Origin of the sequence: Stutzerimonas stutzeri (assembly GCF_024448935.1) — a bacterium.
Lineage (GTDB): Bacteria > Pseudomonadota > Gammaproteobacteria > Pseudomonadales > Pseudomonadaceae > Stutzerimonas > Stutzerimonas stutzeri_AO.
This window is the reverse complement of the sequence record NZ_JAMOIE010000101.1, coordinates 1-15,274: the sequence shown is the minus strand read 5'-3', so window position 1 is coordinate 15,274 and position 15,274 is coordinate 1. Positions and strand designations below refer to the sequence as shown.

General features: G+C 57.9%; 11 protein-coding genes and 1 tRNA gene. All 12 read left to right on the top strand.

Features of this window, described 5'->3' with window-relative positions:
* Positions 1 to 52: 52 nt before the first annotated feature.
* A tRNA-Trp gene (locus NA637_RS21160) sits at positions 53 to 128 on the top strand.
* Positions 129 to 170: 42 nt separating this feature from the next.
* The gene (gene secE / locus NA637_RS21155; protein WP_256074534.1) at positions 171 to 539 is read left to right on the top strand and encodes a preprotein translocase subunit SecE; all 369 of its coding nucleotides are present in this window, start codon (positions 171 to 173) and stop codon (positions 537 to 539) included.
* Positions 540 to 548: 9 nt separating this feature from the next.
* Positions 549 to 1,082, top strand: coding sequence for a transcription termination/antitermination protein NusG (nusG, locus tag NA637_RS21150; RefSeq protein ID WP_019342058.1), 534 nt, complete (start codon positions 549 to 551; stop codon positions 1,080 to 1,082).
* 111 nt (positions 1,083 to 1,193) lie between these two features.
* On the top strand, positions 1,194 to 1,625 hold the full coding sequence (gene rplK / locus NA637_RS21145; protein ID WP_019342057.1) for a 50S ribosomal protein L11: 432 nt from the start codon (positions 1,194 to 1,196) through the stop codon (positions 1,623 to 1,625).
* Positions 1,625 to 2,320 carry a 50S ribosomal protein L1 gene (rplA, locus tag NA637_RS21140; RefSeq protein ID WP_045430609.1) on the top strand — a complete coding sequence of 232 codons (696 nt, stop codon included), beginning with the start codon at positions 1,625 to 1,627 and terminating at the stop codon, positions 2,318 to 2,320. The genes rplK and rplA overlap by 1 nt, the downstream gene beginning before the upstream one ends.
* 210 nt (positions 2,321 to 2,530) lie before the next feature.
* Entirely contained in the window at positions 2,531 to 3,031 is a 501-nt protein-coding gene (gene rplJ / locus NA637_RS21135) for a 50S ribosomal protein L10 (protein ID WP_045430607.1), read from the top strand.
* A gap of 73 nt (positions 3,032 to 3,104) precedes the next feature.
* Positions 3,105 to 3,473, top strand: coding sequence for a 50S ribosomal protein L7/L12 (gene rplL / locus NA637_RS21130; protein WP_256074533.1), 369 nt, complete (start codon positions 3,105 to 3,107; stop codon positions 3,471 to 3,473).
* Between the two features lie 220 nt (positions 3,474 to 3,693).
* Positions 3,694 to 7,764, top strand: coding sequence for a DNA-directed RNA polymerase subunit beta (rpoB, locus tag NA637_RS21125; protein ID WP_256074532.1), 4,071 nt, complete (start codon positions 3,694 to 3,696; stop codon positions 7,762 to 7,764).
* A gap of 65 nt (positions 7,765 to 7,829) precedes the next feature.
* Positions 7,830 to 12,029, top strand: a complete 4,200-nt coding sequence (gene rpoC, locus NA637_RS21120; protein WP_256074531.1) for a DNA-directed RNA polymerase subunit beta' — start codon at positions 7,830 to 7,832, stop codon at positions 12,027 to 12,029.
* A 141-nt stretch (positions 12,030 to 12,170) separates the two neighbouring features.
* The gene (gene rpsL / locus NA637_RS21115; protein WP_003291416.1) at positions 12,171 to 12,542 is read left to right on the top strand and encodes a 30S ribosomal protein S12; all 372 of its coding nucleotides are present in this window, start codon (positions 12,171 to 12,173) and stop codon (positions 12,540 to 12,542) included.
* Positions 12,543 to 12,639: 97 nt separating this feature from the next.
* Complete coding sequence (gene rpsG, locus NA637_RS21110) at positions 12,640 to 13,110, top strand: 30S ribosomal protein S7 (protein WP_256074530.1); 471 nt, start codon at positions 12,640 to 12,642, stop codon at positions 13,108 to 13,110.
* A gap of 30 nt (positions 13,111 to 13,140) precedes the next feature.
* Positions 13,141 to 15,243 (top strand): elongation factor G, encoded by a 2,103-nt coding sequence (gene fusA / locus NA637_RS21105; protein ID WP_256074528.1) that lies wholly within the window; start codon positions 13,141 to 13,143, stop codon positions 15,241 to 15,243.
* Positions 15,244 to 15,274 lie beyond the last annotated feature (31 nt).

Genomic DNA, 15,274 nt, shown 5'->3' with positions numbered 1-15,274 from the left:
TCGGTTGATCTGATTCATTCGGGCCGGCATAATAGTCGGCCTGACTCTTGTTAGGCCAGTAGCTCAATTGGCAGAGCGGCGGTCTCCAAAACCGCAGGTTGGGGGTTCGATTCCCTCCTGGCCTGCCAAATTCAATGTCGAATTTGGCAGTATTTACAGGGTTCTAGCAGATGAATGTCAAAGCAGAAGCCAAAGACTCGCGCTTCGATCTGGTGAAGTGGCTTGTTGTGGCTGCTTTGGTTGTCGTGGCTGTGGTGGGCAATCAGTATTACGCCGCCGAGCCTATTCTGTACAGGGTTCTTGCGCTGCTCGTGTTTGCTGTGGTTGCAGCGTTTGTTGCGCTACAGACGTCTAAAGGTCGTGCCTTTTCCGTTCTTCTGAAAGAGGCGCGCGTCGAGATTCGTAAAGTCGTTTGGCCGACCCGTCAAGAAACCACTCAGACCACGCTTATTGTCGTCGCGGTCGTGCTGGTTATGGCGCTGCTGTTGTGGGGTCTTGATTCCCTGCTCGGTTGGCTGGTTTCCATGATTGTAGGTTAAGGGTGTCCCGTGGCTAAGCGTTGGTATGTCGTTCATGCTTACTCGGGTTACGAGAAGCATGTCATGCGTTCATTGATTGAGCGCATCAAGCTTGCCGGCATGGAAGATCATTTCGGCGAGATTCTAGTGCCCACTGAAGAAGTGGTTGAGATGCGTAACGGGCAGAAGCGCAAGAGTGAGCGCAAGTTTTTCCCGGGTTACGTTCTTGTCCAGATGGATATGGCCGAAGGCGCCTGGCACCTGGTTAAGGATACGCCGCGGGTGATGGGTTTCATTGGTGGTACCGCTGACAAGCCTGCGCCCATCACGGATAAAGAGGCTGAAGCCATCCTGCGTCGCGTTGCTGACGGTAGCGATAAGCCTAAGCCCAAAACATTGTTCGAGCCGGGTGAAGTGGTGCGCGTGGCTGACGGTCCGTTTGCTGATTTCAATGGCGTGGTTGAAGAAGTTAATTACGAAAAGAGTCGCATCCAGGTTGCGGTATTGATTTTTGGTCGATCAACGCCGGTAGAGTTGGAGTTCAGTCAGGTCGAAAAGGTCTAGCTGAAAAAGCATCCCACACCCCGCAGCTGATGGCTGCGGGGTTTTGTCGTCACTGGGATATTCAAGTGAACAGGGGAGCCGCAAGGCGCTAATACCCGGAATGGAGTACTTATGGCTAAGAAGATTCAAGCTTATATCAAGCTTCAGGTAAAGGCCGGCCAGGCCAACCCGTCGCCGCCCGTTGGTCCAGCGCTGGGTCAGCATGGCGTTAACATCATGGAATTCTGCAAGGCATTCAATGCCCGTACTCAAGGTCAGGAGCCAGGTCTGCCGACACCGGTGATCATCACCGTCTATAGCGACCGCAGTTTCACTTTCGAGACCAAAAGTACGCCTGCTGCCGTTCTGTTGAAGAAAGCCGCTGGCATTACCAGTGGTTCTGCTCGTCCTAACACCCAGAAGGTCGGCACTGTTACCCGTGCGCAGCTGGAAGAGATCGCCAAGACCAAGAACGCTGATCTTACCGCTGCTGATCTTGATGCGGCCGTGCGCACCATCGCCGGCTCTGCTCGCAGCATGGGCCTGAACGTGGAGGGTGTGTAATGGCTAAGTTGACCAAGCGCCAGAAGGCTTTTGCTGAAAAAATCGAAGCTGGCAAGCAATATTCGTTCGAAGATGCCGCGACGCTGCTGGCTCAGCTGTCGGCAGTGAAGTTCACTGAGTCCTTCGACATCGCCATTAATCTTGGCGTTGATCCGCGTAAATCTGATCAAGTTGTGCGTGGCGCTACTGTTCTGCCGAACGGTACCGGTAAAAGCGTTCGGGTGGCGGTGTTCACTCAGGGCCCAGCGGCTGAAGCGGCGCTTGCTGCAGGTGCCGATCGCGTCGGTATGGACGACCTGGCTGCTGAAATGAAGGGTGGGGATCTGAGCTACGACGTCGTTATTGCTTCTCCGGATGCAATGCGCGTTGTTGGCCAGCTGGGCCAGATTCTTGGTCCGCGCGGTCTGATGCCTAACCCGAAGGTCGGTACTGTGACGCCGGACGTTGCGACTGCCGTCAAGAACGCCAAGGCCGGTCAGGTGCGCTTTCGTACCGACAAGAACGGTATCATTCATACTTCAGTCGGCAAGGTTGGTTTCGAGGCTGGTCAGCTGAAGCAGAACGTCGAAGCGCTGCTGTCGGATCTCAAGCGTTTGAAGCCGTCCACTTCCAAGGGCATCTATGTCAAGCGCGTCACCCTGAGCACCACCATGGGTCCTGGCTTGGTCATCGATCAGGCGTCGCTCGAGGCATAAAGCATTCAGCGCCCTGCTTGGCAGGGTGCGCCATATTGGGGTCCCTGCCTGGCGGGGGCTATCCAAGACCGTAGGCGACGTGAGTCTTAAACCGTAGAAGCTTAGCTTTTTCAGGCCTACGCAGAGGTGCTCCCGATTCGTACCGAATCAGACACCAAAACCCGTCCGGTTTCGACTGGACGAACCGGTAACATCCAGGAGTAAAAACCCGTGGCAATCAAACTCGAAGACAAGAAAGCCATCGTCGCTGAAGTCAACGAGGCTGCCAAAGCTGCCCTGTCCGCTGTCGTGGCTGATGCCCGTGGCGTGACCGTGGGAGCCATGACCGGACTCCGTAAAGAGGCCCGCGAAGCTGGCGTATACGTGCGTGTAGTACGTAATACCCTGCTGCGCCGCGCTGTTGAAGGCACTCAGTATGATGTGCTCAACGACGTGTTCAAAGGCCCGACCCTTATCGCCTTCTCCAACGAGCATCCGGGCGCTGCCGCTCGTATCTTCAAGGAGTTTGCCAAGGGTCAGGACAAGTTCGAGATCAAGGCTGCCGCATTTGAAGGTCAGTTCATTGCAGCCAACCAGATCGACGCCTTGGCAACCCTGCCGACCTATGACGAGGCCATTTCGCAGCTGATGAGCGTGATTCAAGGCGCTACCAGCAAGCTGGCTCGTACATTGGCGGCCGTTCGCGACCAGAAAGAAGCAGCCGCGGCCTAGCGCGCGTAAAGCATTTTTCGATTTTTTGAATCAGACGGCAAAAGGCCGTCATCCTATACAGGAATTTAGAGTCATGGCTCTGACCAACGAAGACATCATCAACGCCGTTTCCGAAATGTCCGTGATGCAGGTAGTTGAACTGATCAAGGCAATGGAAGAGAAGTTCGGCGTTACTGCTGCAGCCGCCACTGTCGCTGCTGCTGGCCCGGCTGCTGCGGCTGCTGAAGAGCAGACCGAATTCAACGTCATGCTGCTTGAAACTGGCGACAAGAAAGTAAACGTGATCAAGGCCGTTCGCGAACTGACCGGTCTGGGCCTGAAAGAAGCCAAGGCAGTCGTTGATGGCGCCCCTGGCGTGGTCAAGGAAGGCGTGTCCAAGGATGAAGCCGAAGCTGCCAAGAAAGCCCTGGAAGAAGCGGGCGCCAAAGTCGAGCTCAAGTAAGCGCGACCTTGCGTCTACAGCCGAAGCGACTCGCGTAAGGCTGATGGCTGGTGGCTTTTGCCACCGGCCTTTTTCCGTTGTAGCTGCCTGTTGAACATCTGGCAGTTTGATCGGAAACAACCGCTCCGGTGGGCGGTGCGAATCACAGGATTCGCAAGATTTTCTGGCTGCTCCCGTCGGGAGAGGCCAAACAAGCAGGTGACCAAGCTGGGGAACGCTGATGGCTTACTCATACACTGAGAAAAAACGAATCCGCAAGGACTTTAGCAAGTTACCGCACGTGATGGACGTGCCGTATCTTTTGGCCATCCAGCTGGATTCGTACCGCGAATTCCTGCAGGCGGGAGCGACCAAAGATCAATTCCGCGACATTGGCTTGCATGCAGCCTTCAAATCCGTTTTTCCGATAATCAGCTATTCCGGCAATGCGGCGCTGGAGTATGTCGGCTATCGCCTGGGCGACCCGGCCTTTGACGTCAAGGAATGCGTGTTGCGTGGCGTGACCTTCGCTGTGCCGTTGCGGGTAAAAGTTCGTCTGATCATCTTTGATAAGGAATCGTCGAGCAAGGCGATCAAGGACATCAAGGAGCAGGAAGTCTACATGGGGGAAATTCCCCTGATGACTGATAACGGTACCTTCATCATCAACGGTACCGAGCGCGTTATCGTGTCTCAGCTGCACCGCTCGCCAGGCGTCTTCTTCGATCATGATCGGGGCAAGACCCACAGCTCGGGCAAGCTGCTGTATTCCGCGCGGATCATCCCGTACCGTGGTTCATGGCTGGACTTCGAGTTCGATCCGAAGGACGCTGTGTTTGTGCGTATCGACCGTCGCCGCAAGCTGCCGGCTTCGGTGCTTCTGCGTGCACTGAATTACGGCACCGAAGAAATTCTTGATGCGTTCTACGACACCAACGTATTCCACGTTAAGGGTGAAGCGCTGAGCTTGGAGCTGGTTCCGCAGCGTCTGCGCGGCGAAATCGCGTCGTTCGACATCACCGACGAGAACGGCAAGGTCATCGTCGAGCAAGGCCGCCGTATTACCGCGCGCCATATCAATCAGCTCGACAAGTCCGGGATCAAGGCGCTCGACATGCCGATGGACTACGTACTGGGTCGCACCACGGCGAAGGCTATCGTGCATCCGGCGACTGGAGAGATCATTGCCGAGTGCAACACCGAGCTGACAGTCGAAGTTCTGACCAAGCTGGTCAAGGCGCAGGTTGTGCGCTTCGAGACCTTGTATACCAACGACATCGACTGCGGTCCGTTCATTTCCGACACGCTGAAGATCGATTCGACCACCAATCAGCTCGAAGCGCTGGTCGAGATTTACCGCATGATGCGTCCTGGCGAGCCGCCAACCAAGGACGCTGCCGAGACGCTGTTCAATAATTTGTTCTTCGCCTCGGAACGTTACGATCTGTCGGCCGTAGGTCGGATGAAGTTCAACCGCCGTATCGGTCGTACCGAGATCGAAGGTTCGGGCGTACTCAGCCGCGAAGACATCGTTGCGGTACTGAAGACCCTGGTCGACATCCGTAACGGCAAAGGCGTAGTCGACGACATCGACCACCTGGGTAACCGCCGTGTCCGTTGCGTTGGCGAGATGGCCGAGAACCAGTTCCGTGTCGGTCTGGTGCGCGTTGAGCGGGCGGTCAAGGAGCGTCTGTCGATGGCCGAAAGCGAAGGCCTGATGCCGCAGGATCTGATCAACGCCAAGCCGGTCGCGGCGGCGGTGAAGGAGTTCTTCGGTTCCAGCCAGCTGTCGCAGTTCATGGACCAGAACAACCCGCTTTCGGAAATCACCCACAAGCGTCGTGTCTCTGCGCTCGGCCCGGGCGGTCTGACCCGCGAACGTGCAGGCTTTGAAGTGCGCGACGTACACCCGACCCATTACGGACGTGTGTGCCCGATCGAGACGCCGGAAGGCCCGAACATCGGTCTGATCAACTCGCTGGCGGCCTACGCCCGTACCAACCAGTACGGTTTCCTGGAAAGCCCGTACCGCGTGGTGAAGGAAGGCGAAGTTACCGACGAGATCGTGTTCCTGTCGGCAATCGAAGAAGCTGACCACGTCATTGCGCAGGCCAGCGCCAAGCTGGACGGGCGCAAGCTGGTCGACGAGCTGGTCGCCGTTCGTCATCAGAACGAATTCACGGTCAAGGCACCGGAAGACGTGACCCTGATGGACGTATCGCCAAAGCAGGTCGTATCCGTTGCCGCCTCGCTGATTCCATTCCTCGAGCACGACGACGCCAACCGCGCGCTGATGGGCTCCAACATGCAGCGTCAGGCCGTGCCGACCCTGCGTTCGGACAAGCCGCTGGTCGGCACCGGGATGGAGCGCAACGTTGCGCGCGACTCCGGCGTTTGCGTCGTAGCCCGTCGTGGCGGTGTGATCGATTCGGTCGATGCGAGCCGTGTGGTCGTGCGGGTGCATGATGCGGAAGTCGAGACCGGTGAGGCCGGCGTCGATATCTACAACCTGACCAAGTACACCCGTTCCAACCAGAACACCTGCATCAACCAGCGTCCATTGGTGAGCAAGGGTGATGTGGTCGAGCGTGGCGATATCATGGCAGACGGTCCGTCCACTGACATGGGTGAGTTGGCGCTCGGGCAGAACATGCGCGTCGCGTTCATGCCCTGGAACGGCTACAACTTCGAAGACTCCATTCTCCTGTCGGAGCGCGTGGTTCAGGAAGACCGTTTCACAACCATTCACATCCAGGAACTGACCTGCGTGTCCCGCGACACCAAGCTCGGCCCAGAAGAGATCACGGCGGACATTCCGAACGTGGGCGAAGCGGCGCTGAACAAGCTGGACGAGGCGGGCATCGTTTACGTCGGTGCCGAGGTAGGCGCTGGCGACATCCTGGTGGGCAAGGTCACGCCGAAAGGCGAAACCCAGCTGACGCCGGAAGAGAAGCTGCTGCGTGCGATCTTCGGTGAGAAGGCGTCCGATGTGAAGGACACCTCCCTGCGTGTGCCGACCGGCACCAAGGGTACCGTCATCGACGTCCAGGTCTTCATCCGTGATGGTGTCGAGCGTGACTCCCGTGCGCTGGCCATCGAGAAGATGCAGCTGGACGAGATTCGTAAGGATCTGAACGAAGAGTTCCGTATTGTCGAGGGTGCAACTTTTGAGCGTCTGCGCTCCGCACTTGTTGGCGCGACCGTCGAGGGTGGTGCCGGGCTGAAGAAAGCCGCCGTCATCACTGACGAGATGCTCGATGGTCTTGAGCATGGGCAGTGGTTCAAGCTGCGCATGGCCGAAGACGCACTGAACGAGCAGTTGGAAAAGGCCCAGGCCTACATTTCCGACCGCCGCCAGCTACTCGACGACAAGTTCGAAGACAAGAAGCGCAAGCTGCAGCAGGGCGACGACCTGGCGCCGGGCGTGCTGAAGATCGTCAAGGTCTACCTGGCGATCAAGCGTCGTATCCAGCCGGGCGACAAGATGGCCGGTCGTCACGGTAACAAGGGTGTGGTCTCGGTGATCATGCCGGTCGAAGACATGCCGCATGACGTGCATGGCACGCCGGTCGACATCGTATTGAACCCGCTGGGCGTACCGTCACGTATGAACGTCGGTCAGATCCTTGAAACCCACCTCGGCCTAGCAGCCAAGGGGCTGGGTGAGAAGATCAACCGTATGCTCGACGAGCAGCGCAAGGTTGCTGAGCTGCGCAAGTTCCTCACTGAGATCTACAACGAGATCGGTGGCCGTCAGGAAAACCTGGACGAGTTCAGCGATCAGGAAATCCTGGATCTGGCTAACAACCTGCGCGGTGGCGTGCCAATGGCTACGCCGGTGTTCGACGGTGCCAAGGAGCGCGAGATCAAGGCCATGCTGAAACTGGCAGATCTGCCAGAGAGCGGCCAGATGCAGCTGTTTGACGGCCGTACCGGAAACAAGTTCGAGCGTACGACCACGGTCGGTTACATGTACATGCTCAAGCTCAACCACCTGGTCGATGACAAGATGCACGCACGTTCCACTGGCTCCTACAGCCTGGTTACCCAGCAACCGCTGGGTGGCAAGGCACAGTTCGGTGGTCAGCGTTTCGGGGAGATGGAGGTCTGGGCACTGGAAGCCTACGGTGCCGCCTACACCTTGCAGGAAATGCTCACGGTCAAGTCGGACGACGTGAACGGGCGGACCAAGATGTACAAGAACATCGTGGACGGCGATCACCGTATGGAGCCCGGCATGCCGGAGTCCTTCAACGTGTTGATCAAAGAGATCCGCTCGCTCGGTATCGACATCGATCTGGAAACCGAATAACCACGCACCGCCTATGCGGCGTCCGGCATCAGCCGGCCGTCGCAGGTCCGTGAGGAGGAAAGGCCTTGAAAGACTTGCTGAATCTGTTGAAAAACCAGGGTCAAATCGAAGAGTTCGATGCCATCAAGATTGCATTGGCTTCGCCCGAGATGATCCGTTCCTGGTCCTTTGGCGAGGTCAAGAAGCCAGAGACCATCAACTACCGTACGTTCAAGCCCGAGCGTGATGGCCTGTTCTGCGCCAAGATCTTTGGCCCGGTCAAGGACTATGAGTGCCTGTGCGGCAAGTACAAGCGCCTCAAGCATCGTGGTGTGATCTGTGAGAAGTGTGGCGTGGAAGTCGCGTTGGCCAAGGTCCGTCGCGAGCGCATGGCGCATATCGAGCTGGCCTCGCCAGTCGCCCACATCTGGTTCCTGAAGTCGCTGCCGAGCCGTATCGGTCTGCTGCTGGACATGACCCTGCGTGACATCGAGCGCGTGCTCTATTTCGAGAGCTACGTGGTGATCGATCCGGGCATGACCACCCTCGAGAAAGGGCAACTGCTCAACGACGAGCAGTATTTCGAAGCGCTTGAAGAGTTCGGTGACGATTTCGACGCCCGCATGGGTGCCGAGGCCGTGCGCGAGTTGTTGCACGAAATCGACCTCGAGCACGAGATCGGCCGCCTGCGCGAAGAGATTCCGCAGACCAACTCGGAAACCAAGATCAAGAAGCTGTCCAAGCGCCTGAAGCTGATGGAAGCCTTCCATGGCTCGGGCAACCTGCCGGAGTGGATGGTGCTGACCGTGCTGCCGGTTCTACCGCCGGATCTGCGTCCGCTGGTTCCGCTGGATGGCGGCCGCTTCGCGACCTCGGATCTCAACGATCTGTATCGCCGGGTGATCAACCGTAACAACCGTCTCAAGCGTCTGCTCGACCTGTCGGCACCGGACATCATAGTGCGCAACGAAAAGCGCATGCTGCAGGAAGCCGTCGATGCGCTGCTCGATAACGGCCGTCGTGGTCGCGCCATTACGGGTTCGAACAAGCGTCCGCTGAAGTCCCTGGCCGACATGATCAAGGGCAAGCAGGGTCGTTTCCGTCAGAACCTGCTCGGCAAACGCGTGGACTACTCCGGTCGCTCGGTTATCACCGTTGGCCCGACCCTGCGTCTGCACCAGTGCGGTCTGCCGAAGAAGATGGCCCTCGAGCTGTTCAAGCCGTTCATTTTCGGCAAGCTGGAAATGCGCGGCATGGCCACCACCATCAAGGCCGCCAAGAAGATGGTCGAGCGCGAACTGCCCGAGGTCTGGGACGTTCTCGCCGAAGTCATCCGTGAACACCCCGTGCTGCTCAACCGCGCACCGACGTTGCACCGTCTGGGTATTCAGGCGTTCGAGCCGGTACTCATCGAAGGCAAGGCGATCCAGCTGCACCCGCTGGTCTGTGCCGCGTACAACGCCGACTTCGACGGTGACCAGATGGCCGTGCACGTGCCGCTGACGCTGGAAGCCCAGCTCGAAGCGCGGGCGCTGATGATGTCGACCAACAACATCCTCTCGCCTGCCAACGGCGAGCCGATCATCGTGCCGTCGCAGGACGTGGTTCTGGGTCTGTACTACATGACCCGGGAAGCGATCAATGCCAAGGGTGAGGGTCGCGTATTCGCCGACCTGCAGGAAGTTGACCGCGTGTTCCGCGCCGGCGAAGCGTCTCTGCATGCCCGGGTCAAGGTGCGCATCAACGAGACCATCAAGGACCGCGACGGCTCGATCACCAAGAACACGCGCATCGTCGACACCACTGTCGGCCGTGCGCTGCTGTTCCAGGTGGTTCCGGCCGGCCTGTCGTTCGACGTGGTCAACCAGCCGATGAAGAAGAAGGCGATCTCCAAGCTGATCAACCTGTGCTACCGCACCGTTGGCCTGAAGGATACCGTGATCTTCGCCGACCAGCTGATGTATACCGGTTTCGCCTACTCGACCATTTCCGGCGTGTCGATCGGTGTGAACGATTTCGTCATCCCGGACGAGAAGGCGCGCATCATCGACGCCGCAACCGAGGAAGTGAAGGAGATCGAGTCGCAGTACGCCTCCGGCCTGGTGACCCAGGGTGAGAAGTACAACAAGGTGATCGACCTCTGGTCCAAGGCCAACGACGAAGTCTCCAAGGCGATGATGGCCAACCTCTCGAAAGAGAAAGTCATCGACCGCGATGGTAACGAAGCCGAGCAGGACTCGTTCAACTCGATGTACATGATGGCTGACTCCGGTGCTCGTGGTTCCGCTGCTCAGATTCGCCAGCTGGCCGGTATGCGCGGCCTGATGGCCAAGCCGGACGGTTCGATCATCGAGACGCCGATCACGGCGAACTTCCGTGAAGGTCTGAACGTACTGCAGTACTTCATCTCCACTCACGGTGCTCGTAAGGGTCTGGCGGATACCGCTCTGAAAACCGCAAACTCCGGTTACCTGACCCGTCGTCTGGTTGATGTGGCGCAGGACCTGGTGGTCACCGAGGTCGACTGCGGTACCGAGCAGGGGCTGTTCATGACGCCGCACATCGAGGGCGGCGACGTGGTCGAGCCGCTGGGTGAGCGTGTGCTGGGTCGTGTCATTGCGCGTGATGTACTCAAGCCGGGCTCTGACGACGTGCTGGTTCCGGCCGGTACCTTGATCGACGAGCAGTGGGTCGACTTCATCGAGCTCAACAGCATCGACGAAGTGATCGTGCGTTCGCCGATCAGCTGCGAAACGCGCTATGGCATTTGCGCCAAGTGCTACGGCCGCGATCTCGCTCGCGGGCACCAGGTCAACATCGGTGAGGCGGTGGGCGTTATTGCTGCGCAGTCGATTGGTGAGCCGGGTACTCAGCTGACCATGCGTACGTTCCACATCGGTGGTGCGGCCAGCCGTACTTCTGCTGTCGACAACGTCATGGTGAAGAACGGCGGCACCATTCGTCTGCATAACCTGAAACACGTTGAACGTGCCGATGGTGCGCTGGTGGCGGTATCCCGCTCCGGTGAGCTGGCGGTGGCCGACGACTTCGGTCGTGAGCGCGAGCGCTACAAGCTGCCTTACGGTGCAGTGATCTCGATCAAGGAAGGCGACAAGGTCGACGCAGGTGCTGTGGTGGCCAAGTGGGATCCGCACACCCACCCGATCGTTACCGAGATGAAGGGTGTCGTGACCTTCGTTGGGATGGAAGAAAACATCACCATCAAGCGTCAGACCGATGAGCTCACCGGCCTGACCAACATCGAGGTGATGGATCCGAAGGACCGTCCGGCATCGGGCAAGGACATCCGGCCGGCAATCAAGATGGTCGACGCCAATGGCAAGGAACTGCTGCTGCCGGGTACCGACGTACCGGCCCAGTACTTCCTGCCGGCTAACGCCTTGGTAGGTGTGGCTGACGGTGCCGAGATCAGCGTGGGTGACGTTATCGCACGTATCCCGCAGGAAACCTCGAAGACCCGCGACATCACCGGTGGTCTGCCGCGCGTTGCCGACCTGTTCGAGGCGCGTCGCCCGAAAGAGCCGTCGATCCTGGCTGAAATCAGCGGCACGATCTCCTTCGGCAAGGAAACCAAGGGCAAGCGTCGTTTGGTGATCACGCCGACCGATGGTACCGATCCGTACGAGGAGCTGATTCCGAAGTGGCGTCACCTGAACGTGTTCGAAGGCGAGCAGGTGAACAAGGGTGAGGTTATCTCGGACGGTCCGAGCAACCCGCACGACATCCTGCGTCTGTTGGGCGTGAGTGCGCTGGCCAAATACATCGTCAACGAGATTCAGGACGTCTATCGCCTGCAGGGTGTGAAGATCAACGACAAGCACATCGAGACGATTCTGCGTCAAATGCTGCGCAAGGTTGAAGTGGCGGAATCCGGCGATTCGAGTTTCATCAAGGGCGACCAGATGGAGCTCACTCATGTTCTCGAGGCGAACGAGCGTCTCTCTGCGGACGACAAGTTTGGGTCGAAGTACACTCGCGTGCTGCTGGGTATCACCAAGGCCTCGCTGTCTACCGAGTCGTTCATTTCGGCAGCGTCCTTCCAGGAGACCACTCGCGTCCTTACCGAGGCTGCAGTGACGGGCAAGCGCGATTACTTGCGCGGTCTGAAAGAAAACGTGGTCGTGGGTCGCCTGATCCCGGCCGGTACCGGACTTCAGTATCACAGCGAGCGCAAGCGCAAGCGTGACGCTGAAAAGCCGGTTCGCGTGAGTGCCGATGAAGTCGAAGCGGCGCTGACCGAGGCGCTCAATTCGAGTGGTAACTGATCGGCGGTCTGCCCCGGCGCAAGTCGGGGCGCGCCTTGACGGCGGACAAGAAGCTCTTTAGACTCTTGTACCCCTAATTTGGCGGGGCTTTACGCCCTGCCATTTTTCGTTTGTGTCGAAAGACAACAGTGGAGCTAGTAGATGGCAACGATCAACCAGCTGGTACGCCAGCCGCGCAAGCGCGTCGTCGAGAAAAGCGACGTCCCTGCGCTGCAGAACTGCCCGCAACGCCGTGGCGTGTGCACTCGTGTGTACACCACCACGCCAAAGAAACCGAACTCTGCACTGCGTAAGGTATGCCGTGTTCGCCTGACCAACGGTTTTGAAGTCGCTTCCTATATCGGCGGTGAAGGTCACAACCTGCAAGAGCACAGCGTGGTGCTGATCCGTGGCGGTCGTGTAAAAGACCTTCCGGGTGTGCGCTATCACACCGTGCGCGGTTCGCTGGATACCTCGGGTGTCAAGGACCGTAAGCAGGGTCGTTCGAAGTACGGCGCCAAGCGTCCGAAGTAATCGTATTTATATCTATCTGAGTCGATAAGAGTAAGGTCGGGCGTAACCTCATCGTTATAGTCCCGGGCTAACCTGAAGACCGTTTGAGGGCTTATCAATGCCAAGACGTCGTGTAGCAGCCAAGCGCGAGATCCTTGACGATCCGAAATACGGAAGTCTGATCCTCGCCAAGTTCATGAACCACGTGATGGAAAGCGGCAAGAAAGCCGTCGCCGAACGTATCGTTTATGGGGCCTTGGAAAAGGTCAAGGAACGCAAGAACAGCGATCCCCTGGAAATCTTCGAAAAAGCACTCGACGCCATCGCTCCGCTGGTCGAAGTGAAGTCCCGCCGCGTAGGTGGTGCGACTTACCAGGTTCCGGTCGAAGTTCGCCCGTCCCGTCGTAACGCGCTGGCCATGCGCTGGCTGGTAGAGGCTGCGCGTAAGCGTGGTGAGAAATCCATGGCCCTGCGCTTGGCGGGTGAGCTGTCGGATGCATTTGAAGGTAAAGGCGCTGCTGTGAAGAAGCGTGAAGATGTGCACCGTATGGCTGAAGCCAACAAGGCCTTCTCGCACTACCGCTTCTAATTTTCAGCGTCATCAACTTGCGAGGGCTTTATGGCTCGTACTACCCCGATTAACCGCTACCGTAACATTGGTATCGTTGCTCATGTGGATGCGGGTAAAACCACTACCACCGAGCGCGTCCTCTTTTACACCGGCGTAAACCATAAAATGGGCGAGGTGCACGACGGCGCCGCGACCATGGATTGGATGGTGCAGGAGCAGGAGCGTGGTATCACCATTACCTCCGCCGCCACCACCGCTTTCTGGGCGGGTTCCGAGAAGCAGTTCGACAAGCATCGTTTCAATATCATCGATACCCCCGGTCACGTTGACTTCACCATTGAAGTGGAGCGCTCGCTGCGCGTACTCGATGGTGCGGTCGTAGTGTTCTGCGGTACTTCGGGTGTTGAGCCACAATCGGAAACCGTATGGCGCCAAGCCAACAAGTACGGTGTTCCGCGTCTGGTCTATGTCAACAAGATGGACCGCGCCGGCGCCAACTTCTTGCGTGTGGTTGCGCAGATCAAGCAGCGTCTGGGGCACACGCCCGTGCCTATCCAGCTTGCTATTGGTGCTGAAGACAACTTCCAGGGCCAGATCGATCTGGTCAAGATGAAAGCCATCTACTGGAACGATGACGACAAGGGCATGACCTTCCGCGAGGAAGAGATCCCGGCCGAGCTTCAGGATCTGGCTGAAGAGTGGCGCAGTAACATGGTCGAGGCGGCAGCCGAGGCCACCGAAGAGCTGATGAACAAGTACCTCGAAGGTGAAGAGCTCACCACTGAGGAGATCAAGGCGGCTCTGCGCCAGCGCACAATCGCTGGTGAGATCGTGTTGGCTGTTTGTGGTTCTTCCTTCAAGAACAAGGGCGTGCCCCTGGTTCTCGATGCTGTTATCGATTATCTGCCAGCGCCAGCCGATATTCCGGCGATCAAGGGCACCGATATCGACGATGAAACCATCGAGATGGAGCGCCACGCAGATGATAGCGAGCCGTTTTCTGCGCTTGCGTTCAAGATTGCGACGGATCCCTTTGTCGGCACGCTGACCTTTGCTCGTGTCTATTCCGGTGTTCTGAATTCCGGTGACGGCGTTCTGAACTCGGTGAAGGGCAAGAAAGAGCGTGTCGGTCGTATGGTGCAGATGCATGCGAACAGCCGTGAAGAAATCAAGGAAGTTCGGGCAGGCGACATCGCTGCCCTGATCGGTATGAAGGACGTCACGACCGGTGACACCCTTTGTGCTCTGGACAAGCCGATCATTCTGGTCCGTATGGATTTTCCGGAGCCGGTGATTTCGGTTGCGGTTGAGCCTAAGACCAAGGATGACCAGGAAAAGATGGGTATCGCGCTGGGCAAGCTTGCTCAGGAAGACCCTTCATTCCGCGTCAAGACCGACGAAGAGACTGGTCAGACCATCATCTCGGGTATGGGTGAGTTGCACCTCGATATTCTCGTCGACCGTATGCGTCGCGAGTTCAACGTCGAAGCCAACATTGGTAAGCCTCAGGTGTCTTATCGTGAGAAAATCACGAAGTCCTGTGAGATCGAGGGCAAGTTCGTTCGCCAGTCCGGCGGTCGCGGTCAGTTCGGTCATTGCTGGGTGCGTTTTGCGCCTGCAGATGAGGGGCAAGAAGGTCTGCAGTTCATCAACGAGGTGGTGGGTGGTGTGATTCCGAAGGAATACATCCCGGCCATTCAGAAAGGCATCGAAGAGCAGATGAAGAACGGCGTAGTCGCCGGCTATCCGCTGATCGGCCTGAAGGCGACCGTATTCGATGGTTCCTACCATGACGTCGACTCCAACGAGATGGCGTTCAAGGTGGCGGCTTCCATGGCGACCAAGCAGCTGTCCCAGAAGGGTGGCGCTGTAGTGCTTGAACCGATCATGAAAGTCGAGGTGGTAACGCCTGAGGACTACATGGGTGACGTGATGGGCGACCTGAACCGTCGTCGCGGTCTGATCCAGGGTATGGAAGATACGGTCTCCGGTAAGGTCATTCGTGCCGAGGTTCCGCTGGGTGAGATGTTCGGTTATGCAACCGACGTCCGCTCCATGTCTCAGGGTCGCGCCAGCTACTCCATGGAATTCTCAAAATACTCCGAGGCTCCGTCGAACATCGTCGAAGCTATCGTTAAAAAACAAGGTTGATTCAGCCCTTGAAGTAAGAGGTTTACTGTCG

Coding starts and splice junctions, on each gene's coding strand:
- secE (WP_256074534.1), top strand. CDS start 171: ATGAATGTCAAAGCAGAAGCCAAAGACTCGCGCTTCGATCTGGTGAAG.
- rplK (WP_019342057.1), top strand. CDS start 1,194: ATGGCTAAGAAGATTCAAGCTTATATCAAGCTTCAGGTAAAGGCCGGC.
- rplA (WP_045430609.1), top strand. CDS start 1,625: ATGGCTAAGTTGACCAAGCGCCAGAAGGCTTTTGCTGAAAAAATCGAA.
- rplL (WP_256074533.1), top strand. CDS start 3,105: ATGGCTCTGACCAACGAAGACATCATCAACGCCGTTTCCGAAATGTCC.
- rpoB (WP_256074532.1), top strand. CDS start 3,694: ATGGCTTACTCATACACTGAGAAAAAACGAATCCGCAAGGACTTTAGC.
- rpsL (WP_003291416.1), top strand. CDS start 12,171: ATGGCAACGATCAACCAGCTGGTACGCCAGCCGCGCAAGCGCGTCGTC.
- rpsG (WP_256074530.1), top strand. CDS start 12,640: ATGCCAAGACGTCGTGTAGCAGCCAAGCGCGAGATCCTTGACGATCCG.
- fusA (WP_256074528.1), top strand. CDS start 13,141: ATGGCTCGTACTACCCCGATTAACCGCTACCGTAACATTGGTATCGTT.